Source organism: Bacillus sp. BR3(2024), from assembly GCF_039134555.1.
Lineage (GTDB): Bacteria > Bacillota > Bacilli > Bacillales > Bacillaceae_G > Bacillus_A > Bacillus_A cereus.
On record NZ_CP152433.1, the window covers coordinates 490,129 to 512,655 of the forward strand.

The window sequence follows — 22,527 nt, forward strand, 5'->3', positions numbered from 1 at the left end:
ATAGTTTTTTTATGCTCTGAAACAAATATTTCTTTTAGAAAATGTATGTCTTACCTATCACAAAAATATCCATTTTGTATACATTAAGATGTATGGATGTAAAATTTTATAATCTAAAAATAATAGGAGGAGAAGTGTATGTGTCTGTTCAGAAAATATTGGCATAAATTATCAAGATTGTTTAATAGACAATTAGATTATTTTTTAGATAATAAGTTATTGCCTGCTGTGGAAAGACTTTTATTTTCACAAAACTTCGCGAGATTTATTCAAAGAAACTCTAAGCAAGCTACGGAAGAAGTTATTGAATCAAGTAGATTTCAATCTATTATTTGTAACATTTTAAAAGAATGCAATACATCACCTTTTAAAGAAATTGCAAAGCAGTATTTAGGTAAAAGCGTAGAGATTACGGTGACAGTTGGACAATTAACAGGTGTTATTGTAGCAGTTGGTGATGACTTTTTAACATTGCAAGAAGGAATAGGAACTGAAGTTTTATTACCATTTACAAGTATTATATCAATTAAAGAAGCTTAAGAAAGGAGAGTTATATATGTTATTTACTGATGAATTACGTAACCATGTTGGAGAACTAGTGCAAGTTGTGACAGCTGTAGAAATCATTGTAGGCGTTCTTTTATCTGTGACGGATGGGGCAGTAATTGTTCGTACTTCTCCTTCTTATGGACCACCAGAAGATGTAGTTGTGCGTATTCCTATTATTGCTTATGTTCGCTTGGAAGGGTAAGAGTGATACAAGTATGAGAGTGTCAGTTGTTATTCCAGTGCATAATGAAGCAAGTACTTTATCAAAAGTTTTAGTAGAGGTAAGAAAGCTCGAACCATATGAAGTTATCATAGTAGATAATGGATCGACAGATGGGACGAAGGAAATAGCATTACAGCATAATTGCCGTGTGATTTATTATAGATATTCTCTTGGTAATGATGTGGGACGGGCAATTGGTGCTAGAGAAGCAAAAGGCGAGATTGTTTTGTTTTTAGATGGTGATATCGTCATGAAAAGTGAAGAATTATACAATTTTATTAAAGGAATACGACAAGGACATGAGATTGTTTTAAATAATTTAACATGGTCCGTTTACTTGAAGATGAGACCGCATTATACGACGGTTGGAAAATATATGTTAAATCGTTATTTGAACAAGAAAGAGTTTGTTGTAGGTTCTTTAATTGCAATACCACATGCGATAAGTCGTAAAGTGATTGAAAAACTGGGGTGGTGGAATTTAGCAGATCCAGCATTATTTCAAGCGATGGCGATGTCTAGAGGAGTAGATATTTCTGATATGGCTTCAGTTGATGTCATCTACACAAATAAAGTTCGTCCTGTGCATACTGGTACATCGCCTGGCTCTCCTTATCCGAAAGCGACTAGTCGTATTATGGGTGATCATTTGCGAGCTTTACAATACGTAATCGAAACATATGGTAAACGCGGTGGTTTTTCAGAGGACAATAGAGATAGAGAGTTTGTAGGAAAGTATAAACCAGTTTTATTACAAAAGAATAAAGCGAAATATAGTGCCATTATCCCAGTATCAGAAGAGAAAATAACCATAAGGTCTGTTATAAAAGAAGTGAAAGAAGCAGGTGTAGATGAAATTATAGTTGTCGCGAATGGAGCAGATGTTGAGACTGTTAAACAGGCAAAGCTAGAGAATGTTATTGTTGTTGAGTTTACGAAGGCGCTTGGACATAATGTAGCACGAGCAATAGGTGCCATGCATGCTACGGCAGATATTTGTTTATTCGTTGATAGTGATCTTGTTATTCCAGCAAAAAAACTCACTCTATTTTTACATGCTGTTGAAGATGGAAATGACGTGGTGTTAAATGATTTACAATGCTTATTAGATATGTTTCATCCAGCAGATCCAATTAGTATGGGAAAATACTTTGTGAATTTGATAGCGAAACGACCAGATTTATGGAATAACTCACTAACTGCTGTACCACATGCCATTCATAAGAAGGTAATAGAGAAAATAGGATATGATTCCCTTATCATTCCGCCATTAGCACAAGTGAAAGCTATTTTAGAAGGATTCTCTATTACAACAGTAGAGTTAGTAGATGTTATAAAAACAAATCGCGTACGTCCAGAGCAACACGAATTTGTAAATGGGCGTATTTCAGCATTTGATCGTATTTTCGGTGATCAACTTGAAGCGGTTGCGTATTTATTACAATGTACGGACGAACGTGGTGGTTTTACAGATGGAGATAGAGATAGAGATGTAATTCAACAATTGAGAAGGGAAGAAGAGAATACAAATGAATAGTAGTAAAGTAGCTATTATTGGGCTAGGGTATGTTGGCCTTCCTTTAGCGGTACATTTTGCAGAAAGAGGGCATACAGTACTTGGATTAGATAAAGATATTAGAAAAATAGACTCAATTATAAAAGGAGAAAGTTATATTCCGGATGTTTCTTCTAAAGAGTTACAAAGTTTATTGACGAAAAAAAAATTAACAGTAAATACACCGGATCAAGGCATTGCTGATTTTCAAAATAGTGATTATGTTATTGTCACTGTCCCGACTCCAATTAATGAACAAAGAGAACCAGATTTAAGTGCCCTCATTTCAGCTTCGCATTATATACAACAAAACCTTCAAAAAGGACAAACCTTCATTTTTGAAAGCTCCACATATCCAGGTACACTTGAAGAAGTCATCCTACCTATTATTTCTCAAAATGGTAAAAAGGTAGGGGAAGATTTCTATATCGGATATTCCCCTGAGAGAATTGATCCAGCAAATAGTCAATATTCAGTTCAAGCTATTCCAAAAGTTATTAGTGGACAAACAGAAAAGTGTAAACAAAAGGTACAGGATTTATATAGTACCATTTTTGACGAAGTTGTACCTGTTAGCTCTCCGAAAGTAGCAGAGATGTGCAAGCTATTTGAAAATATTCAGCGCTTAGTTAACATTTCTTTAGTAAATGAACTAAACACACTATGTGAAAGTTTAGGCATTGATTTTTATGAGGCCATTGAAGCGGCATCTACAAAACCATTTGGGTTTACTCCGTATTGGCCAGGGCCAGGGATAGGGGGACACTGTATTCCCGTAGACCCTTTATATTTTCAATGGAGAATAAAAAAGAATGGGGCAATTAGTCAATTAATTGAGGCTGCACATATAATTAATGAAGAAATGCCAGAGAAAATGGTCCGGAAAGTAAAAAGTGTGGTGCAATTACCTGCAACGGTGTTAATTGTAGGGATTGCGTATAAAAAAGATGTAAATGATTTGAGAGAATCACCAGCGTTACCGATTATTCAATTATTAAGAAATCAAGGATACGAGATAGAATATCATGATCCTTATATTTCTTCCGCGGAAATTGGAGATAAGGTGTACCAATCTGTTTCTTTAGATGAAGAAAAAGTTAAAAAAGCGGATTGTATTTTAATTTTAACGGATCATTCTAATATTGATTGGAAGCTTTTTAAAGGAATGGATCGAGTAATAGATACACGCGGGATTGTAAAGAAGGTGAGTAAATGAGTAAGAAATGTTTAATTACAGGTGGGGCCGGATTTATCGGGTCGCATTTAGCTGAAGAGTTGATGAGAAGAGGTTATGAGGCCACTGTTGTGGATAACTTTTATAAAGGTAAAAATAAGTACCATAAAGAGTTAATGAAAGAAATCCGTGTTATTCCAATAAGTGTTTTAGATAAAAATTCTATTTATGAATTAGTAGATCAGCATGATGTCGTGTTTCATTTAGCAGCAATTTTAGGTGTGAAAACAACAATGGAAAAAAGTATAGAGCTCATAGAAACGAATTTTGATGGGACGAGAAATGTTTTACAAGCAGCGTTAAAAGGAAAGAAGAAAGTAGTTTTTGCTTCTACTTCAGAAGTATATGGTAAGGCCAAGCCGCCTTTCTCTGAAGAGGGAGATCGATTGTACGGGGCAACTTCTAAAATTCGTTGGAGTTATGCAGTTTGTAAAACGTTGGAAGAGACATTATGTTTAGGGTACGCATTAGAAGGTTTACCAGTAACGATTGTTCGATACTTTAATATTTATGGTCCAAGAGCGAAAGATGGTCCATATGCAGGAGTAATCCCGCGATTTATCCGCGCGGCACTGCAAGGAGAAGACATTCTCGTATATGGAGATGGAAAGCAGACACGTTGTTTTACGTATGTAAGTGATGCGGTAGAGGCAACGATTCGGGCAATGGATGAGAAGGTAAATGGTGAGATTATTAATATAGGTTCTGAGAATGAAAAGAGCATAAAAGAAGTAGCAGAAGTAATTAAAAAATTAACGAATTCTTCTTCGAAGATTGTCCAAGTGCCTTTTGAAGAAGTATATCCTCATGGTTTTGAAGAAATTCCAAATAGAAGACCAGATGTAACAAAATTAAAAGAGCTTGTTCAATTTCAGGCGAAAGTAACGTGGGAAAACGGATTGAAGGAAACAATTAAGTGGTTTCGTGAACAAAACAATGGCTAAGTCATTATCTGTTATTATTCCTGCATGTAATGAGGTCGATACGATTTCAGACGTTATTCAATCGGTAAGACCATTAAATCCAGTAGAAATCATTGTAGTAGCAAACGGTTGTAATGATGGAACAGAAGATGTTGCAGATCGTTTAGGGTGTAAAGTAATCAAGCATACAGAGCTACTAGGGAACGATGTTGGACGTGCAGTCGGCGCAAAACATGCGATAGGCGATGTATTACTATTTATAGATGGTGATTTTGCTATTCCAACTTCAAAATTAAAATTATTCCTTAATCCGATTTTATACGATCAGGCAGATGTAGTTTTAAATAATTTGGATGCATTATTTTTAAAAAGGCAAAAAACCACTTCTATTACAGTATGGCGCCAAATATTAAATGCAATGTTAGAGCGTGAAGAATTAAAAATGAATTCTTTATTAGATGTACCTCATGCGCTGACGAAAGAAGTCGTTCAAAGCATCGGATATGAATGTTTTGTTAATCCTATTGTGGCTCATTTACGCCTAGTTCAAAGTAAATGGAGAATTAGTCGTCATTGTGCTATTGACGTTATTACGCCGAATAAATTTCGTCCATTCCAGCATGCTGCATATGGGACAAATCTTTCCCAATCTGAAAAAAGAATGATAGGTGATCATATAGAAGCAGTAGCAGAACGGATATTAAGCAGTGATGAGCGCGGAGGATATTATGATGGAAATAGGAAAAGGGATAGTGTCTATCATACTTTAAGTTTTGAAGAGTTTTATCAAGGGTGGGGTGTTACATCTGATTTCTATAAAGGAAAGCAACTATCGGTTGTTATTCCCGTACAAGATGAAGAGAAAACAATTGGAAACGTTATAGAAGAGCTTCGCAAAATTGAACCCTTCGAAATTATCGTTGTCGTAAATGGTTCGTCAGATAAAACGAAAAAAATTGCAAAAGACAAAGGGGCAACGACAATTGTATATAAAGAAGCACTCGGAAATGATGTGGGGCGCTCACTTGGAACGTATTTTGCAAAAGGAGAAATTGTGTTATTTATAGATGGCGATTTTGTTATTCCAGCGAGTGAGCTATATCCTTTTGCGAAAGCTATTGCAGATGGAACAGATGTTGCATTAAATGATCTAAATCATTATTTAGATTTAAGAGTACCGCTTCATCTTGTAACTGCATTTAAATATGCATTAAATTTAGCTTGTGATAGAAAAGATCTAGGCGTAGGCTCTCTTATCGCTGTACCGAATGCGTTTAGCCGTAAGTGTTTGAAAGAAATTGGGTATAGATCTTTACTGGCGCCGTGTGTAGCCCAAGTGAAAGCTATTCTTTCAGGATTTGAAGTTGCATGTGTAAGTCGTGTTGAGGTCGATAAGATGAACCGTATTCGTCCCAGTGAACATTTTGCTAAAATAGGTCATCCACCAGCTGTACTTCGAATTATAGGTGATCATATAGAAGGACTAGATCAAATAATTGCATTAACAGACAATCGTGGCGGATTCTATGATGGCAATAGAAAAAGAGATGTTTTATAGAAGTAACAAAAAAAGTGTACAACATGTGTACACTTTTTTGTTCTGTTATAAAAACTATAACAGATTAGGAGATAAGAGTATTACAGCTCTACAATGGGTATTGTTCTTATATTACAAAATAGGACTCGTATATAAGGATACCAAAAAAATACAATTAAGGAAAGGGTTAATTTTAAAGACTTTTAAATGAAGTTAACACTATATATATAGTAGTTTGCTCAATATTTCACAAACATGTCACAACTATTTCGTTCACTTTCGTAAAAAAGTAGTATTCTAAGTGTGTAAGCTGTTATATAAAAAATCTTAGTCCTGTACTAATCAAAAATGGAGGAGATTAGGATGACTCAAGTATTAGAAAATGTTAAAAACGCATGGGAAAACTTTAAAGGTGAAAAATGGAAAGCAGAGATTGATGTTCGCGATTTCATTTTAAATAATGTAAACGTTTTCGAAGGGGACGAATCTTTCTTAGCAGAAGCAACTGAAGCAACGAAACAACTTTGGGATCAAGTAATGGATTTAACAACGAAAGAACGTGAAAACGGTGGCGTTCTTGATATGGATACAAAAATTGTTTCTTCTATTACATCACATGACCCAGGATACTTAAATAAAGATATTGAAAAAGTAGTCGGTTTCCAAACTGATAAACCATTTAAACGTTCTTTACAACCATATGGTGGTATTCGTATGGCAGAACAAGCTTGTGAATCTTATGGATACGAAATGGATAAAGAACTTAGTCGTATTTTTAGAGAGTGGAGAAAAACTCATAACCAAGGTGTATTTGATGCATACACACCAGAAATGAGAAATGCACGTAAATCAGGTGTTATTACTGGTCTTCCAGATGCATACGGACGTGGACGTATTATCGGTGACTATCGCCGAGTAGCGTTATATGGTATTGATCATTTAATTGAAGCGAAAAAAGCTGATTTGAATTTAACTGGTGGTGTAATGAGCGAAGATACGATGCGTTTACGCGAAGAGTTATCTGAGCAAATGCGTGCACTTCAAGAGTTAAAAGAAATGGCTGCTTCTCATGGCTTCGATATTTCTAAGCCAGCAACAAATGCACAAGAAGCATTCCAATGGTTATACTTCGCATACCTTGCAGCGATTAAAGAACAAAACGGAGCTGCAATGAGTCTTGGACGTACTTCTACATTCTTAGATATTTACATTGAAAGAGATTTAGCAAATGGTACTTTAACAGAAGAAGAAGTACAAGAAATTGTAGATCACTTCATTATGAAATTACGTCTTGTGAAATTCGCAAGAACACCTGATTATAATGAATTATTCTCTGGTGACCCAACTTGGGTAACTGAATCTATCGGTGGTATGGCATTAGATGGTCGTCCATTAGTAACAAAGAACTCATTCCGTTTCTTGCATACATTAGATAATTTAGGACCAGCTCCAGAACCCAACTTAACTGTTCTTTGGTCTAAACAATTACCAGAGAACTTTAAAAACTACTGTGCGAAAATGTCTATTAAAACATCAGCAATTCAATATGAGAATGATGACATTATGCGTCCTGAATACGGCGATGATTACGGTATTGCATGTTGCGTATCTGCAATGAGAATCGGTAAACAAATGCAGTTCTTCGGAGCTCGTGCAAACTTAGCCAAAGCATTATTATATGCGATTAACGGTGGCAAAGATGAAAAGTCAAAAGCACAAGTTGGTCCTGAGTACGCACCAATTACTTCTGAAGTATTAAATTATGAAGAAGTTATGCATAAGTTTGATATGACAATGGAATGGTTAGCGGGTCTATATTTAAACACATTAAATGTTATCCATTACATGCATGATAAATATAGCTACGAACGTATTGAAATGGCACTTCATGATACAAACGTTCTTCGTACAATGGCAACAGGTATCGCTGGTCTATCTGTAGTAGCAGATTCATTAAGTGCAATTAAATACGCAAAAGTAAAACCAATTCGTGATGAAAATGGTATTGCAGTTGACTTCGAGATTGAAGGAGATTTCCCTAAATACGGTAACAATGATGATCGTGTAGATGAGATTGCTGTAAATCTTGTAAAAACATTTATGAATAAACTTCGTAAACATAAAACATACAGAAACTCTGTTCATACAATGTCAATCTTAACAATCACATCTAACGTTGTTTACGGTAAGAAAACTGGTAATACTCCAGATGGCCGCCGTACTGGAGAACCATTTGCACCAGGTGCGAACCCAATGCATGGACGCGATAAAAAAGGTGCATTAGCTTCATTATTATCTGTGGCTAAATTACCATATGAAGATGCACAAGATGGTATTTCTAATACATTCTCTATTATTCCGAAAGCACTTGGTAAAGAAGATGATGTACAAGTACGTAACTTAGTATCAATGCTTGATGGCTATGCAGTAAAAGAAGGGCACCACTTAAATATTAACGTATTTAACCGTGAAACATTAATGGATGCAATGGAACATCCTGAGAAGTATCCACAATTAACAATTCGTGTATCTGGTTATGCTGTAAACTTTATTAAATTAACTCGTGAACAACAAATTGATGTAATTAACCGTACAATGCATGAAAGCATGTAAATGAAAAAAGGAGTCCCTTCGCTCTTAATATATAGCGAAGGGAGGCTGTTTCAATAAAGGAGGAAGTAACATGGTAAAAGGAAGAATACATTCTGTAGAGTCTTGTGGTACTGTTGATGGCCCGGGGATTCGTTATGTCATATTTACACAAGGGTGTTTATTACGTTGTCAATATTGTCATAATGCTGATACGTGGGAAATCGGTAAAGGTAAAGAAATAACAGTTGAAGAAGTGATGCAGGATGTGACATGTTACCTTCCATTTATTGAAGCTTCCGGAGGCGGTATAACAGTTAGCGGTGGAGAGCCATTATTACAGCTAGACTTTTTAATTGAGTTGTTTAAAAAGTGTAAAGCGGCTGGTATCCATACAACAATCGACTCTTCGGGTGGTTGTTATTCTGAGGAACCAGAATTCCAAAATAAGCTAGATATTTTAATGGATTATACAGATTTAGTTTTATTGGATCTGAAACATATCGATTCCAAAAAGCATCGTAAATTAACAGGGAAACCAAATGAACATATTTTACAATTTGCTCGTTATTTATCGGATAAGAATAAACCGATTTGGGTACGACACGTATTAGTTCCTGGTGTTACGGATAATGAAGAGGATCTACAAAAACTATCTAGCTTTATTCAAAGTCTGTCTAATGTTCAAAAAGTTGAAGTGTTACCATATCATAAGCTTGGTGTATATAAATGGGAGGCGCTTGGACACAAGTATCCACTCGCAAATGTAGAACCACCTACTGAGAAAAATGTAGAACATGCTAAATATATTTTACAAGCGGTCTAATCCAAATATTGGATTAGGCTTTTTGCTTTCTTTACAATAAAATCTAGAGTATATATTGATAAAAGATTATACTGAAAGTAGAATATCCATAATTTTGTACGGAATAAATGGAGAAATTTACATAATTGTAAAGGGAAATCAAAATAGTAAAAAGAATTAAGAAGTAAAAGAGTGAGTATCATGGAATAGAGAACACTTGTAAGTTATTGCGAAAGCTCTTATAGGAAAGTATAATGTAAAGATATGAGCACAGATAGGATTAAGGGGTCAATCTTATATGCTTTGCATATCCACGACAGGTACATAGCTGAAAGGGAATTATTAGAATCTGTTTATGTAATTTTTAAGGAAAATGTTTTTCCTATTGTCGTATATGCAATATGGAGAAACAAAAAGCTAGGAGTGGATTTGTTTGATAAAAAACCCCAAGGTTTTAATATTAACTGCACATTACGGTAATGGTCATGTGCAAGTAGCAAAAACATTAGAACAAACATTTCGCCAAAAAGGAATTGAAGATGTTATTGTATGCGACTTGTTTGGAGAATCACATCCATTTATAACTGACATTACAAAATATCTATATTTAAAAAGTTATACAATAGGAAAAGAATTATATCGTTTGTTTTATTACGGGGTAGAAAAAATTTATGATAAGAAAATAGCATCTTGGTATGCGAACTTTGGAAGAAAACGTTTGAAAACACTATTACAGGTGGAGAAACCAGATATTGTAATTAATACATTTCCAATTATCGCTGTACCAGAATTGAAGAAACAAACAGGTATTTCAATTCCTGTCTATAACGTATTAACGGATTTTTGCGTGCACAAAATATGGATTCATCGAGAAGTAGATCGTTATTTTGTTGCAACGGATCATGTGAAAGAATTGATGGTTGATATCGGTGTACCTGCGGAACAAATTGTTGAAACAGGAATTCCAATTCGGAGTAGTTTTGAGTTAAAGGTAAATCCAGAAATCATATATACTAAATATCAGTTATGTAAGAATAAAAAGATTTTACTAATTGTAGCAGGTGCTCATGGGGTATTAGGAAATGTAAAAGAACTATGCCAATCATTTATGTCAGTGCCTAATTTACAAGTAGTTGTCGTTTGTGGGAAAAATGAAGCTTTAAAACAGGATTTATTAAGTTTACAGAAGCAAAATTCCGATGCATTAAAAGTGTTTGGGTATGTTGAAAATATTGATGAATTATTCCGTGTTACTTCTTGTATGATTACGAAGCCAGGCGGAATAACATTAAGTGAAGCAGCAGCGTTGCAAGTACCTGTCATTTTATATAAGCCTGTTCCAGGACAAGAAAATGAAAATGCGATGTACTTTGAAAGAAAGGGAGCAGCAGTTGTCATTCGCGATGATAGTGAGGTTTTTGCAAAAACAGAGGCATTATTACAAGATGATGTGAAGCTTCTTCAAATGAAAGAAGCAATGAAAAGCATCTATCTTCCAGAGCCAGCTGGTCATATTGTAGATGCAATTTTGGCAGAAAATCATGCAGAACCGCGTCATATACCTATTAAATCACCTGCTCTTGCACAATCTTTTACTTAATATGAAACCCTCTTTGTATATGTAAAGAGGGTTCTTTATTATTTTCAAAGAAAATTCAGCCAGTTATCCACAAAAGGATTGCGCTTTCATTAAACAGTAAAGTCGGAATATTAACAACTATATCCACATTGTCCACAATTTTTAGAAAAATATCCACAATTAAAACAGCTGATATATGCTTTAATATAGAAAAATATTAAATGTTTTTGAAAATTACTAACAATTCTGTTGGTTTTGTGGATAAAGTTGTCCACAGCAAAAAAAGCCCCTTATGTATAAGGGGCTTTTTTTGCTTACTTCTATCAATCGAGAAAATTATTCATTTTCACTTTAAATGCTTTTCGAGCGATATCCTGCTGCACGATCTGCTTTTTGAAATTCGCGTTGATAGAGAACTTCTTGTGTACTAGATAATGTGTTTTTTGCTTTATCACGTTTCTTTTTATCCATTACAAATCACCTCGTGTCTTAAAGTTACTATTTATCGTTTCCAAAGACATGAGGGGATATACGCATATGGAAAATGTTAATGATTGATTATCATTTCAGAAAATTTAGATTATGCTTCTTTTAATTGATGAGCATCTTGGAAGGTTGTATCTCGCATTGTAGCAAGTGTGTATTGATCTTTTGGAATTTCATATAAGTTATATACTTCTTCGTTTGCGTTAATTTCATCATATACGGCTTTTCTTGTTTCGTTTGCTAGATTCACATATTGCAGTTTTTCTGCAGCTTTAATAGAACGAATATTTATTTTACGAATACGCATGAAAATTGTTTCAATATCTAATTCATAGAAAAGTTCACTAAAAAATGAATCTTTTGCCAATTTATTATAGCCTTTTCCATGATATGGTTTGCCGAGCCATGTCCCGAGAAATCCAGCTTTTTCTTGCACATCAAATAAAGTAATTGTTCCGATAGGGTTACCCCATTCATCTAAAATTGTGCGTGAAATTAATTCACCACGCTCTTCAGCTTCAATCGTTTGTTTTGTTAAGAATAAATATTCTTCATAAGAATAAGCCTTTTGACGCACAAAAGGGAAGACAGCTGGATCCACCATTAACTCGTATAGAACGTGGCTGTCGTGTAAGTCGCGTTTTTTCAACATACTAACTCCTCCTCACACGAGGGTAGCATGACGAAAAAACACCCCACCCTCGAAATTTTTATATCAATCTTTAAAAAATTTCGGGGTGGGAATCGAACCCACTAGAACCAGTTTCTAACGCTGGTGGCGCACCATTTGCCTTCCCCATTCATCAATTTGAAAATGATAATCACGACACAAATTGATTATGGTTTCATTCAGTTTATAATCGTATAATACTTTATCTAGTCAAAAAAATAAACTAGTTTTTTTTATTTTTTTTGTAAATTATTTTTCCATCAATCATAGTTAGTACAGGCTTGGCTAAATAATGGAAAGGATGATGAGTCCATAACACGAGATCGGCGTCTTTTCCAACCTCGATGCTTCCAATTCTATCCTCTAAACGCAAATTTCGCGCTGGGAATATGGTGATTCCTTCTAGTGCTGTTTTCTCGTCTAATCCTTCTCTTACTGCGACAGCGGCACAAATATTTAAATATTGAATGGGTGTATAAGGATGATCTGTTGTTATAGAAACTTCCACACCATTTTTAGATAATATATGGTAAGTATCCCATGTCTTGTTTTTTAGTTCGATTTTAGAACGACGTGTCAGAGTGGGACCAACTGAAACCTTCAAATTATGTTTCGAAAGCTCTTCAACAAGAAAGTGTCCTTCTGTACAATGTTCAATACGTAGATCGAGGTTGAATTCCGTTGCAAAGCGTAGCGCAGAACTAATATCATCTGCTCGGTGAGCGTGGATACGTACGGGTATTTCACGACGTAATGCTTTTAAAATAGGAAGCATTCGAAAATCAGCTTCGTGCCCGTAGTGTTGTGCTTCATAGAATGATTCCCGAAGTAACCCCATAATCCCCATACGTGTAATGGATTCTTTTGTTCCATTACTATGGACTTTTTTAGGATTTTCTCCAAAGGCAATCTTTAAACCAGCAGGTTCTTGAATAATCATATGATCAATACAAGTTCCAGCTGTTTTTATTACACAAGTAGTCCCCCCGATAATATTTTGACTGCCAGGCATAACGTGAACGGTTGTAATTCCGTTTTGTACAGCGTCTTGAAAGGCGATATCCAAAGGGTGGATTCCATCTAAAGAACGAATATGTGGTGTTGAAACTTCAGATGTTTCATTGGCATCATTTCCAGCCCAACCAGTGCCTTCATCATAGAGACCAAGGTGAGTATGGACATCAATAAAGCCAGGTAAGAGATGGAGTGCTCGTGCATCTATAACGGTCATATCTTGAGTAGGTTGAATAAAAGATTTGACCTCGGTAATTCGCTCTCCTGTAACGAGTACATCGCCTTGAAACTTTTGAGATGTAATAGGGTATACAATGGCTTGTTTGAGCAATATTTTCATAGGTACCTCATTTCTGTTACTTTATAATGCTAATGGAAGTTAAGGGAAAGTAACTGAAAGGTTATTTGTATGGTAATGCTTCGGATCCTAGAAAATGAAAGTTTTGAAAGAGCCCATGTAAAATTGTGTTTTAGAAGTACTACATTGTATGCGAAAGTATATTTTGTAATGCATGGTCTATTGCCGGAAATGTGTATTGGTATCCATGTTCAATTGCCTTAATGGGTAATACACGTTGCCCTTCTAGTACAAGTATGCTCATTTCACCTAATAAAGTTTGAATGATAAATGAAGGTACAGGCAACCAATGAGGCTTGTTCATTATAGTTGCAATGTTTTCTCCAAATTCCTTCATTCTTATGGGTGTTGGTGCTGTCATATTAAGAGGGCCATCAATTTCTTTTTTGTGTATGATGAAATCCATCATACGAACGACGTCGTCTATATGAATCCATGATAACCATTGCTTCCCAGAACCAATGGTGCCGCCGATATAGAATTGATAGGGAAGTAGCATTTTTGGAAGAGCTCCTCCATTTGCACCTAATACGACTCCAAATCTTGCGTAGATTGTTCGTATTCCGAGAGAACGTGCTTTAGATGCTTCTTGTTCCCATGAATATACTGTATTTGCTAAAAAGTCATTTCCAGGAGTCTCATGCTGTTCTGTAAAAGACTCTATTTCAGATGTTCCGTAGTATCCAATAGCACTTGCGTTAATAAATGTGTGTGGCTTTGTATGGAGTCCCTGCAATTGTTTAATGAGTCCTTTTGTTGTTTGAATTCTACTGTTTAAAATGGCTTTCTTTTGTTGCTTTGTCCATCTACTATTAATAGACTCTCCGGCTAGATTAATAACTACATCAATAGAAGAGAGGGGGAAGGTTTGTAAATCTGGTGTCCATTGAACATACTGAAGGTTAGGGTCGGAAGTTTCAGTAGTTTTTTTTCGTGTGAGAATGTAAACAGTATATCCTTTTTGAATAAAAAAAGTAGAAAGGGATTTACCGATAAAGCCTGTACCACCAGAAATTGCGATTTTCACAAGTATTTCCTCCTCATTATATATATTCTTGAAAAGAAAAAATGTTCCTCGACTATGTTAAAATAATAGAGAGGTGAGAGTATGGCTGTCATTACAAAAATAGAAGTACAAAAACGATCGAAAGAACGATTTAATATTTATATTGATAAAGGTCAAGGCGAAGAGTACGGATTTAGTGTGGATCAAGTAATCTTAATAAAACATGGATTACAAAAGGGCTTAGAAATTGATGAAATCGAGTTAGGGAATATTTTGTACAATGAAGAAGTACAAAAAGCATATTTACAAGCAATCTCCTATTTATCCTATCAAATGAGAACAAAACAAGAAATAGAAGATTTTTTACGAAAAAAAGAAGTGGGACAGGCCATCATCTCTGAAGTCGTTTCGAAATTATTACATGACCGATATATTAATGATAAAGAGTATGCTGTTTTATATACGCGAACGCAAAGTAATGTGAATCGAAAAGGTCCAACTGTTATTAAAAGAGAGTTATTAAATAAAGGTGTTCAGGATTTAATTATTACACATAGTTTACAAGAATATCCGAAGGAAAAGCAAATTGAGAATGCCTTGTTTCTCATAGAGAAGAAGAAAAAATCTTATCAAAAACATTCTTTTTTACAAATGAAACTAAAGTTAGATGAGATGCTTGTTCGAAAAGGATATTCTAGAGAAGTAATTCAAATTTGTTTGGAAGAATTGAAAGACGAAAAAGATGACGAAAAGCAACAAGAAGCGTTACACTATCATGGGAATAAATATTATGAGAAATATAAGAAGCATGATGGATGGACATTTGAAAACAAGATGAAACAAGCGTTATATCGAAAAGGATTCTCTATTGATGAAATCGAGATATTTTTGCAAATGAAACGCGAAGAGGAATGAGGAGAATAAGATGAATATGCCAAAACGCTACAGTGAAATGACACCGCATGAGCTAAGGGAAGAAATTGGCGCTTTGAAGGAGCAAGCAGTAAAAGCTGAGCAGCTTGGGATTGTCAATGAATTTGATGTATTAATGAGAAAAATGGCAATGGCTCGTGCTTATATGACGGATATAAACAAGTTCCATATTGGTGAAACATATGAATTAGTAGAAGAACCTGGTGTATTATTTAAAATTACGTATTTCAATGGGGTATTTGCTTGGGGATATAAGCAAAATGATAATGAAGAGATTGGCATACCAATTTCCTTATTGCAAGAAAAATAAAAACCAGAGAGCACATATCTCTCTGGTTTTCATCTTTGGTAGGCGTTAAAGGAGATAGGAGATTCTAAAATTGGCGTTTTTTACATTCATTTGCCAATATAATGAGAGACTGGGTTTGTTGCGTCTGTCCGTTAACTTGCGCTTTCGCATGTTTTGGACGAGTCCACGTATGGTTAAATAATTCAGAACGACTATCTAAGCGATCACGGTAGCTCATCTTTATCACCTCGTGTAGGAAGTTAATTTAATTTGTACTACTCTTCCTGCTGATTTGCAGCACGCATACGTTCTTGTGGGTGCGTGTTAATTGTGCCGTTAGGTCGTTTCGAAGCGAAGCGTGATTTCGCTTTCGGTTGACCGTCGATTTTGCTGTTGTTTTTTGACTCAGACCAAAATTCGGCTTGTTTACCCATTGCGAACGCCCTCCTCATTATCGGTTGATACCTTTTTAAGAAGTATCAATTATAGAATGTGCAAAATTGAAGAAACTATCCTTTAGAAATGAAGGGATAAATAGGTAAAAGGAGATTATAATATGAATGATATTTATGAAACATTAACGAAAGAATTATTAGACAAGAATGACAAGCTTTCTTACGCACAAGCTCGTGCGTGGGTTGAGTTACTATGGGAAGATTTTCAAACAACTTATGCAAAATCAGGTCGTTATCAAGGCGATGAAATGACGGAACAAGTGGTACGATCATGGATTAATAATCATGGTGTACGCCTTCATGAAATGCGGACAAATAATCCGAAGTATAGTCATTTAATTAATCAAGAAGATCATTTGAAACATTAAAAAAAGCGACTTAAGTCGCTTTTTTTAATGTGGAAGTAATTCCAGTTTTTTTCGAAGCTTTTCTTCACTAAAGATCCATCCTGTATAGGAACTAATAATATTTAAATTGTGGTCGAGCTGAACGATTGCAACAAATGGATAATAATCTTTACTTCGATATCGTAAATCAATGAATCGTACTTCATAATAATGGTCATGATCAAAAATATCCCAGCGATATACAGGAGAGAAAGATAGGAAGGCTGAGATGTTTTCATCTTGTTTAGCTGCTCGCATAATATTATTGTCTGGGAACGGTACCCGATCGAACTTGTCATATATCATGATGTTACCACGGTGCCATCTCGCAACGTAGTAATAATCAGCCGTAACGACTGCTAAATGGTAATGATAAAATCGGTAAGAAGGAGAAATGATAATCTTTTCGACATTTTTGAAACGTTTGTGTACAACGCTTCTTATATTTCTGTGCATCATAATCCGTCCGATATAGTAAACAATCATTAATATATATGCCGCTAAAGCTGTATATCCCTTATGAGAACCGACGAGCATGCAAGCAATTGCAAGTATATGGATAAAGAAAATTACGGTATCGAATGTATTAATTATGCCAAGTGCGACCCATTTTTTTGTGAAAGGTCGTAATGCTTGTGTACCATAGGCGTTGAAAATATCTACAAAGACGTGAAGAAAGACGGCAATAAATGACCAAAGTAGTAGATGAAGATATGGAGCTTCTGAAAAGAAGGCGAAAGAGATGCCACTTATAAGGAATGACCAAAGAATTACCGCGGGAATAGAATGAGTAATCCCACGATGATTTCTTATATATTTAGCGTTATTACGCAATTTTAGAACTGTGTCAATGTCAGGAATGTTGGAACCAGCAATTGTAGCAAGCATAACAGCTTGGGGGCCAATATCACTTTGTGCTATGGCTGGATCTAATGTTGCTAAGCTACCTAAAGTGATACCCATAACAAGGTGAGTGGCTGTGTCCATAGAAATCCACCTCCGTTTTTTATTAATGTAACTCTTTTTATTCGATACCTCAAGTCCTTTGCCTTCTATTTCCTATGTCATCTTACTTAAATTTTTTCCTAAAATCTTTATAATAGTACTTATATGCAAAAAAATGAGGGGGATCAAGTTTGACACTTGAAATACTAAACAATTTTAATATAGAACAGTTTCAAAATGATTTAATTGGTTGGTTTGAAGAAGAACAGCGTGACTTACCGTGGAGAAAGAATAAAGATCCATACCGTGTTTGGGTTTCTGAAATTATGTTGCAGCAAACAAGAGTAGAAGCTGTAAAACCATATTACGCAAATTTTATGGGGAAGTTTCCTACACTTGAAGCGTTAGCGAACGCAGATGATGAAGAAGTATTAAAAGCATGGGAAGGTTTAGGATATTATTCTAGAGCACGTAATTTACATGCGGCAGTAAAAGAGGTAAAAGAATTATACGGCGGGGTTGTACCAAGTGATGTAAAGAAAATTGAAAAGTTAAAAGGAGTAGGACCATATACAAAAGGTGCTATTTTAAGTATCGCATATGGTATACCAGAGCCGGCAGTTGATGGAAATGTTATGCGTGTATTATCTCGTATTTTATCAGTATGGGATGATATTGCAAAACCAAAGACTCGAAAAGTTTTTGAAGAGATTGTGCGTGAAATTATTTCAGTAGAAAACCCATCTTATTTTAATCAAGGATTGATGGAATTAGGTGCATTGATTTGTATTCCTAAAAATCCATCGTGCTTACTTTGTCCTGTGCGTGAGCATTGCAGAGGATATGCTGAAGGTGTTCAAAAAGAATTACCAGTAAAAAGTAAAGCGAAAGCTCCTAAAATGGTACCTATTGTTGCAGGCGTACTTCAAACTGAAGACGGTCGTTACGTTATTAATAAACGTCCAAGTACAGGTTTGTTAGCTAACATGTGGGAGTTTCCTAATGCTGAACTTGGAGAAGGTATTCGAAATCAGAAGGAACAGCTTATAGATTATATGAAAGAAAAATTTGAGCTCGAGATTTCTATTGATGAATACGCAATTAATGTACAACATACGTTTACACATCGTACTTGGGATATATTTGTATTTTACGGAAAAGTAACCGGTAATATTGTTGATACAGATACATTAAAATTTGTATCGAAAGAGGTATTTGAGCAATTACCTTTCTCAAAATCACACCGTACTATTTATGAAAATTGTGTGGAGAAAATTACAATGCAATAAATAAAAAAGTGTTCCCAATCTAGGGAACACTTTTTTAATCGTAAGAAATTTTTGTCCCATGAGTCCAACTAGCTTCACCTTCTTGTAAGCCGCCTCTTGATTCGATTTCTACTACAATTTCTTTGTAAATACTTTGCCCTTCTACATTTAAATAAGGCAGAACTTGTTGTAGTGAGTGATGAAAATAAGCTAATTCATCTTCTTTCCATTCATTTTTTGAAATCATCGTTAGTTCAGTCATATCGCGTCCTATATACATATTTCCACCTCCATTTCTTATAGTTTGAATAAGTAACAAAAGATATATGCGGAAATTATTCAAAAGAAAATTACGGATAGCTTCTAAGTGAATTGGTTACATTATTGATTGTGGAGGTGAGAAAGATGAGTAAAAAACAACAAGGTTATAACAAAGCAACTTCTGGTGCTAGCATTCAAAGTACAAATGCTAGTTATGGTACAGAGTTTGCAACTGAAACAGATGTACAAGCTGTAAAACAAGCAAACGCACAATCAGAAGCAAAGAAAGCACAAGCTTCTGGTGCACAAAGTGCAAACGCTAGTTATGGTACAGAATTTGCAACTGAAACAGACGTGCATTCTGTGAAAAAACAAAATGCTAAGTCAGCTGCAAAACAATCACAATCTTCTAGCTCAAATCAGTAATGAAAGAAAAACACTTCTCTAATTCGGGAGAAGTGTTTTCTTTTTGCGTGGATCGTTGTAATGAAAAGAAAGCGAACGACATAACTTCTAATAAGTCAACAAATGTAGTCAAAGGAGAAGGAAGTTAACAATTAGAATTATGTAATTAGGAACAATAACTGATGAATAAGTCCAAAAGGGGGTAAGTAATGAACGATTTTGATAAGTTGGTAGGGGAGCAATTAGAAACGATGGATGAGTTGTTAAAGTTACAAGCACATCTAGAGAAGTATCAACAAATTGAAATGAATGAAAAAGATACGTGCGATAAAAAAGAACTGCATTTTATCCGCCAGGAAATATATAGAACAGAAGTAGCGTTGAAGATGTTACATGAGAAATTTGAAGAACAAACGAATAGTGTAATCCAATCTTTTGCAACTGAAAAAATGATTTCAAATTTAGGATAAGATATATTGTTATCTTTAGGTGAAAAGTCCTTCTTTGTATGGAAATAGAGAAGGGCTTTTTCTATTACATGTCCTCGCTTATAAATAATACAGTACAATCCTTTTATCTCCTAAGAAGTGGTGGGGCATAGTATTCAACGATAAACCTCCTGCATATTCAGTTTGAAAAATAGAGTCTTATCCCTTTAGTTTTAAAATTTCGACAAAAAAGTTATAATAGAAAAAAAGTGAATGCCGTTCAAAGGGCATTTGCAGTTGAAAGAAGGGAGCATATATGGGATTTCCCAAAGAAGGAGAAAAAGTACAAATACATAGTTATAAACATAATGGCTCCATTCATAGAATGTGGGAAGAAACAACAATTTTAAAAGGGACACAGAGTCTTGTAATCGGAGCGAATGATCGTACAGTAGTTACAGAATCGGATGGCCGAACATGGATTACTCGTGAACCAGCAATTTGTTATTTTCATGCCAACTATTGGTTTAATGTGATTGGGATGCTTAGGGAAGATGGCGTATATTATTATTGTAATTTAAGCTCACCTTTTGCGTATGATCCTGAAGCATTAAAGTATATTGATTATGATTTAGATATTAAAGTATATCCAGATATGACATATACGCTTCTAGATGAAGATGAGTATGAAAAACATAGTGAAATTATGCAGTATCCACCTGTTATTGATACAATTTTAAAACGAAATGTAGCACATTTAACACAGTGGATTCATCAAAGAAAAGGTCCATTTGCACCAGATTTCGTAGATATGTGGTATGAACGATATTTAATGTACAGAAATTAAAACAAACCTGCAGGGGGCTTCCCGGCAGGTTTGTCCTATTAGAGGGGGGATTATGTGCAAGGCATAAAAAGATATTTACAATTTGTTAAACCATATCGATGGCTTATTGCTATTACAATTATTATTGGACTAGTTAAGTTCGGTATCCCACTTATTATGCCGTGGTTATTAAAGTATATTATCGATGATGTAATTCAAGGCGCTGGCTCACTTCAAGATAAAACATCTCAATTAATAACAGCGATTGGAATTGCTTTCTTTATTTTTGCGGTATTAAGACCACCGATTGAATATTATCGTCAATATTTCGCCCAACGTATCGCAAATACAATACTGTATGATTTGCGGAAGCATATTTTCGGTCACTTACAAAAGTTAAGTTTACGTTATTACTCCAATACAAAAACAGGGGAGATTATTTCGCGTGTCATCCATGATGTAGAACAAACGAAAGATTTTGTAATTACTGGTTTGATGAACGTCTGGTTAGATACTGCAACAATTGCTATTGCTATCATTGTTATGTTTTCTATGAATATAAAATTAACATTTGTTGCTTTATTGATTTTACCTATTTATGTAATTGCAGTGAAATATTTTTTCGGACGTCTTCGGAAATTGACAAAAGAGCGTTCACAAGCGTTAGCGACGATGCAAGGGTATTTGCATGAACGTATTCAAGGAATGCAAGTGACACGTAGCTTTGCGTTAGAAGAGTATGAGGGGAAGCAGTTTGAAAAAAGAAATAATGAATTTTTAACGAAAGCATTAACCCATACAAGTTGGACGGCAAGAACATTTTCGGCAGTAAACACGTTAACCGATTTAGGTCCGTTACTTGTGATTGGTTTTGCAGCATATGAAGTAATTCAAGGGCAGTTAACGCTAGGAACGATGGTAGCTTTTGTTGGATATATGGATAGTTTATATAGTCCGCTTCGCCGCCTTGTTAATTCATCTACAACATTAACACAATCTTTTGCATCGATGGACCGTGTGTTTGAACTGTTAGATGAAAAATACGATATTGTTAATGTACCAAATGCGGTACAAACGAAAAAATTAAATGGAGAAATTGTATTTGACAATGTTTCTTTTCGTTATAATGTAGATGAAAAAGAGATATTACACAACTTGTCATTAACTATGCAGCCTGGAGAGAAAGTAGCGCTTGTAGGAGCAAGTGGGGGAGGAAAGTCATCTCTTGCTAGTTTGATCCCGCGTTTCTATGATGTTTCTGAAGGCACGGTTTATGTAGATGGCATAGATGTAAGAAAGTATAATATGAGAAATTTGCGTAGTCATATTGGAATTGTACTGCAAGATAATTTATTGTTTAGCGATACAATTGGAGCTAATATTTTATATGGAAATCCGAAGGCTACAGAGAAAGAGGTGATTGCAGCTGCTAAAGCTGCGCAAATTCATGATTTTATTATAGACTTACCAGATGGTTATAATACTGTCGTTGGAGAACGTGGTGTGAAGCTATCGGGCGGGCAAAGACAACGCGTGGCAATTGCACGAGTGTTTCTAAAGAATCCTTCGGTACTTATATTAGATGAAGCAACTTCAGCATTAGATTTAGAAAATGAAAGGTATATTCAAGAGGCGCTTCAGACGTTAGCTGCTGACCGGACAACGATTATAATTGCACATCGATTAGCGACGATTACGCATGTTGATACGATTATTTACATTGAAGACGGTGAGATTAAAGAGACTGGTTCTCATGAAGAGTTAATGCAAAAAAGAGGATTTTATTAAAATTTATATCAACTT

26 protein-coding genes are annotated in these 22,527 nt (G+C 35.1%); 18 read left to right on the forward strand and 8 right to left on the reverse strand.

Features of this window, described 5'->3' with window-relative positions:
• The first annotated feature begins 138 nt into the window (after window positions 1-138).
• From V7S45_RS02540 to V7S45_RS02585, 10 genes are all read left to right on the forward strand, one after another.
• Window positions 139-540, forward strand: a complete 402-nt coding sequence (locus tag V7S45_RS02540; RefSeq protein WP_000335532.1) for a hypothetical protein — start codon at window positions 139-141, stop codon at window positions 538-540.
• Between the two features lie 16 nt (window positions 541-556).
• Window positions 557-751: a hypothetical protein gene (locus V7S45_RS02545; protein ID WP_000899470.1), complete on the forward strand. Its 195-nt coding sequence runs from the start codon at window positions 557-559 to the stop codon at window positions 749-751.
• A gap of 13 nt (window positions 752-764) precedes the next feature.
• On the forward strand, window positions 765-2,309 hold the full coding sequence (locus V7S45_RS02550) for a glycosyltransferase family 2 protein (protein WP_025687076.1): 1,545 nt from the start codon (window positions 765-767) through the stop codon (window positions 2,307-2,309).
• Complete coding sequence (locus V7S45_RS02555; protein ID WP_001088925.1) at window positions 2,302-3,543, forward strand: nucleotide sugar dehydrogenase; 1,242 nt, start codon at window positions 2,302-2,304, stop codon at window positions 3,541-3,543. Before V7S45_RS02550 ends, V7S45_RS02555 begins: the two co-directional genes overlap by 8 nt.
• On the forward strand, window positions 3,540-4,505 hold the full coding sequence (locus V7S45_RS02560; RefSeq protein ID WP_342761643.1) for an NAD-dependent epimerase/dehydratase family protein: 966 nt from the start codon (window positions 3,540-3,542) through the stop codon (window positions 4,503-4,505). The genes V7S45_RS02555 and V7S45_RS02560 overlap by 4 nt, the downstream gene beginning before the upstream one ends.
• Window positions 4,498-6,042, forward strand: a complete 1,545-nt coding sequence (locus V7S45_RS02565) for a glycosyltransferase (RefSeq protein ID WP_013141734.1) — start codon at window positions 4,498-4,500, stop codon at window positions 6,040-6,042. The genes V7S45_RS02560 and V7S45_RS02565 overlap by 8 nt, the downstream gene beginning before the upstream one ends.
• Window positions 6,011-6,232 (forward strand): hypothetical protein, encoded by a 222-nt coding sequence (locus tag V7S45_RS02570; RefSeq protein WP_002094217.1) that lies wholly within the window; start codon window positions 6,011-6,013, stop codon window positions 6,230-6,232. Before V7S45_RS02565 ends, V7S45_RS02570 begins: the two co-directional genes overlap by 32 nt.
• A gap of 152 nt (window positions 6,233-6,384) precedes the next feature.
• On the forward strand, window positions 6,385-8,634 hold the full coding sequence (gene pflB, locus V7S45_RS02575) for a formate C-acetyltransferase (protein ID WP_025687077.1): 2,250 nt from the start codon (window positions 6,385-6,387) through the stop codon (window positions 8,632-8,634).
• A 70-nt stretch (window positions 8,635-8,704) separates the two neighbouring features.
• Window positions 8,705-9,436 carry a pyruvate formate-lyase-activating protein gene (pflA, locus tag V7S45_RS02580; RefSeq protein WP_000238458.1) on the forward strand — a complete coding sequence of 244 codons (732 nt, stop codon included), beginning with the start codon at window positions 8,705-8,707 and terminating at the stop codon, window positions 9,434-9,436.
• A gap of 412 nt (window positions 9,437-9,848) precedes the next feature.
• Window positions 9,849-11,015 (forward strand): diglucosyl diacylglycerol synthase, encoded by a 1,167-nt coding sequence (locus V7S45_RS02585; RefSeq protein ID WP_000594691.1) that lies wholly within the window; start codon window positions 9,849-9,851, stop codon window positions 11,013-11,015.
• 330 nt (window positions 11,016-11,345) lie between these two features.
• Here V7S45_RS02585 and V7S45_RS02590 read toward each other — a convergent pair whose 3' ends face one another.
• From V7S45_RS02590 to V7S45_RS02605, 4 genes are all read right to left on the reverse strand, one after another.
• On the reverse strand, window positions 11,346-11,465 hold the full coding sequence (locus V7S45_RS02590) for a YfhE family protein (RefSeq protein ID WP_000358482.1): 120 nt from the start codon (window positions 11,463-11,465) through the stop codon (window positions 11,346-11,348).
• A gap of 109 nt (window positions 11,466-11,574) precedes the next feature.
• Window positions 11,575-12,132: a GNAT family N-acetyltransferase gene (locus tag V7S45_RS02595; RefSeq protein WP_000914737.1), complete on the reverse strand. Its 558-nt coding sequence runs from the start codon at window positions 12,130-12,132 to the stop codon at window positions 11,575-11,577.
• 241 nt (window positions 12,133-12,373) lie between these two features.
• A complete protein-coding gene (locus tag V7S45_RS02600; RefSeq protein ID WP_025687079.1) occupies window positions 12,374-13,504 on the reverse strand; it encodes an amidohydrolase in 1,131 nt (376 codons plus the stop codon).
• 139 nt (window positions 13,505-13,643) lie between these two features.
• Window positions 13,644-14,549: a TIGR01777 family oxidoreductase gene (locus V7S45_RS02605; protein ID WP_000684382.1), complete on the reverse strand. Its 906-nt coding sequence runs from the start codon at window positions 14,547-14,549 to the stop codon at window positions 13,644-13,646.
• Between the two features lie 81 nt (window positions 14,550-14,630).
• Between V7S45_RS02605 and recX the strand changes: the two genes are divergently transcribed.
• Together recX and V7S45_RS02615 are read left to right on the forward strand one after the other, a co-directional pair.
• Window positions 14,631-15,443: a recombination regulator RecX gene (recX, locus tag V7S45_RS02610; protein WP_000268502.1), complete on the forward strand. Its 813-nt coding sequence runs from the start codon at window positions 14,631-14,633 to the stop codon at window positions 15,441-15,443.
• 10 nt (window positions 15,444-15,453) lie between these two features.
• Window positions 15,454-15,771: a YfhH family protein gene (locus V7S45_RS02615; protein WP_001057020.1), complete on the forward strand. Its 318-nt coding sequence runs from the start codon at window positions 15,454-15,456 to the stop codon at window positions 15,769-15,771.
• Window positions 15,772-15,835: 64 nt separating this feature from the next.
• Here the strand turns inward: V7S45_RS02615 and V7S45_RS02620 are convergent, their stop codons facing one another.
• Both V7S45_RS02620 and V7S45_RS02625 read right to left on the reverse strand, forming a co-directional pair.
• Window positions 15,836-15,988, reverse strand: coding sequence for a YpzG family protein (locus V7S45_RS02620; RefSeq protein ID WP_000122093.1), 153 nt, complete (start codon window positions 15,986-15,988; stop codon window positions 15,836-15,838).
• Window positions 15,989-16,025: 37 nt separating this feature from the next.
• Window positions 16,026-16,184, reverse strand: coding sequence for a small, acid-soluble spore protein K (locus V7S45_RS02625; protein ID WP_000517891.1), 159 nt, complete (start codon window positions 16,182-16,184; stop codon window positions 16,026-16,028).
• Window positions 16,185-16,306: 122 nt separating this feature from the next.
• Here V7S45_RS02625 and V7S45_RS02630 point away from each other — a divergent pair, with 122 nt between their 5' ends.
• Entirely contained in the window at window positions 16,307-16,573 is a 267-nt protein-coding gene (locus V7S45_RS02630; protein WP_000998166.1) for a YfhJ family protein, read from the forward strand.
• A gap of 24 nt (window positions 16,574-16,597) precedes the next feature.
• Here the strand turns inward: V7S45_RS02630 and V7S45_RS02635 are convergent, their stop codons facing one another.
• The gene (locus tag V7S45_RS02635) at window positions 16,598-17,578 is read right to left on the reverse strand and encodes a metal-dependent hydrolase (protein WP_000379112.1); all 981 of its coding nucleotides are present in this window, start codon (window positions 17,576-17,578) and stop codon (window positions 16,598-16,600) included.
• Window positions 17,579-17,727: 149 nt separating this feature from the next.
• Between V7S45_RS02635 and mutY the strand changes: the two genes are divergently transcribed.
• The gene (gene mutY / locus V7S45_RS02640) at window positions 17,728-18,825 is read left to right on the forward strand and encodes an A/G-specific adenine glycosylase (RefSeq protein ID WP_025687084.1); all 1,098 of its coding nucleotides are present in this window, start codon (window positions 17,728-17,730) and stop codon (window positions 18,823-18,825) included.
• Window positions 18,826-18,859: 34 nt separating this feature from the next.
• Here mutY and V7S45_RS02645 read toward each other — a convergent pair whose 3' ends face one another.
• Window positions 18,860-19,084 carry a hypothetical protein gene (locus V7S45_RS02645; RefSeq protein WP_000275436.1) on the reverse strand — a complete coding sequence of 75 codons (225 nt, stop codon included), beginning with the start codon at window positions 19,082-19,084 and terminating at the stop codon, window positions 18,860-18,862.
• Window positions 19,085-19,209: 125 nt separating this feature from the next.
• On the opposite strand from V7S45_RS02645, the gene V7S45_RS02650 reads away from it, so the two are divergent.
• The 4 genes from V7S45_RS02650 (at window position 19,210) to V7S45_RS02665 (ending at window position 22,512) form a co-directional block, all read left to right on the forward strand.
• Window positions 19,210-19,491 carry a gamma-type small acid-soluble spore protein gene (locus V7S45_RS02650; protein WP_025687085.1) on the forward strand — a complete coding sequence of 94 codons (282 nt, stop codon included), beginning with the start codon at window positions 19,210-19,212 and terminating at the stop codon, window positions 19,489-19,491.
• Between the two features lie 188 nt (window positions 19,492-19,679).
• The gene (locus V7S45_RS02655) at window positions 19,680-19,940 is read left to right on the forward strand and encodes a YgaB family protein (RefSeq protein WP_000997575.1); all 261 of its coding nucleotides are present in this window, start codon (window positions 19,680-19,682) and stop codon (window positions 19,938-19,940) included.
• Window positions 19,941-20,214: 274 nt separating this feature from the next.
• Window positions 20,215-20,745: a DUF402 domain-containing protein gene (locus V7S45_RS02660; protein WP_000506622.1), complete on the forward strand. Its 531-nt coding sequence runs from the start codon at window positions 20,215-20,217 to the stop codon at window positions 20,743-20,745.
• Window positions 20,746-20,799: 54 nt separating this feature from the next.
• Window positions 20,800-22,512, forward strand: coding sequence for an ABC transporter ATP-binding protein (locus tag V7S45_RS02665; RefSeq protein ID WP_342761644.1), 1,713 nt, complete (start codon window positions 20,800-20,802; stop codon window positions 22,510-22,512).
• Window positions 22,513-22,527 lie beyond the last annotated feature (15 nt).

Coding starts and splice junctions, on each gene's coding strand:
- V7S45_RS02540 (WP_000335532.1), top strand. CDS start 139: ATGTGTCTGTTCAGAAAATATTGGCATAAATTATCAAGATTGTTTAAT.
- V7S45_RS02545 (WP_000899470.1), top strand. CDS start 557: ATGTTATTTACTGATGAATTACGTAACCATGTTGGAGAACTAGTGCAA.
- V7S45_RS02550 (WP_025687076.1), top strand. CDS start 765: ATGAGAGTGTCAGTTGTTATTCCAGTGCATAATGAAGCAAGTACTTTA.
- V7S45_RS02555 (WP_001088925.1), top strand. CDS start 2,302: ATGAATAGTAGTAAAGTAGCTATTATTGGGCTAGGGTATGTTGGCCTT.
- V7S45_RS02560 (WP_342761643.1), top strand. CDS start 3,540: ATGAGTAAGAAATGTTTAATTACAGGTGGGGCCGGATTTATCGGGTCG.
- V7S45_RS02565 (WP_013141734.1), top strand. CDS start 4,498: ATGGCTAAGTCATTATCTGTTATTATTCCTGCATGTAATGAGGTCGAT.
- V7S45_RS02570 (WP_002094217.1), top strand. CDS start 6,011: ATGATGGCAATAGAAAAAGAGATGTTTTATAGAAGTAACAAAAAAAGT.
- pflB (WP_025687077.1), top strand. CDS start 6,385: ATGACTCAAGTATTAGAAAATGTTAAAAACGCATGGGAAAACTTTAAA.
- pflA (WP_000238458.1), top strand. CDS start 8,705: ATGGTAAAAGGAAGAATACATTCTGTAGAGTCTTGTGGTACTGTTGAT.
- V7S45_RS02590 (WP_000358482.1), bottom strand. CDS start 11,465: ATGGATAAAAAGAAACGTGATAAAGCAAAAAACACATTATCTAGTACA.
- V7S45_RS02595 (WP_000914737.1), bottom strand. CDS start 12,132: ATGTTGAAAAAACGCGACTTACACGACAGCCACGTTCTATACGAGTTA.
- V7S45_RS02600 (WP_025687079.1), bottom strand. CDS start 13,504: ATGAAAATATTGCTCAAACAAGCCATTGTATACCCTATTACATCTCAA.
- recX (WP_000268502.1), top strand. CDS start 14,631: ATGGCTGTCATTACAAAAATAGAAGTACAAAAACGATCGAAAGAACGA.
- V7S45_RS02615 (WP_001057020.1), top strand. CDS start 15,454: ATGAATATGCCAAAACGCTACAGTGAAATGACACCGCATGAGCTAAGG.
- V7S45_RS02620 (WP_000122093.1), bottom strand. CDS start 15,988: ATGAGCTACCGTGATCGCTTAGATAGTCGTTCTGAATTATTTAACCAT.
- V7S45_RS02625 (WP_000517891.1), bottom strand. CDS start 16,184: ATGGGTAAACAAGCCGAATTTTGGTCTGAGTCAAAAAACAACAGCAAA.
- V7S45_RS02630 (WP_000998166.1), top strand. CDS start 16,307: ATGAATGATATTTATGAAACATTAACGAAAGAATTATTAGACAAGAAT.
- V7S45_RS02635 (WP_000379112.1), bottom strand. CDS start 17,578: ATGGACACAGCCACTCACCTTGTTATGGGTATCACTTTAGGTAGCTTA.
- V7S45_RS02645 (WP_000275436.1), bottom strand. CDS start 19,084: ATGTATATAGGACGCGATATGACTGAACTAACGATGATTTCAAAAAAT.
- V7S45_RS02650 (WP_025687085.1), top strand. CDS start 19,210: ATGAGTAAAAAACAACAAGGTTATAACAAAGCAACTTCTGGTGCTAGC.
- V7S45_RS02655 (WP_000997575.1), top strand. CDS start 19,680: ATGAACGATTTTGATAAGTTGGTAGGGGAGCAATTAGAAACGATGGAT.
- V7S45_RS02660 (WP_000506622.1), top strand. CDS start 20,215: ATGGGATTTCCCAAAGAAGGAGAAAAAGTACAAATACATAGTTATAAA.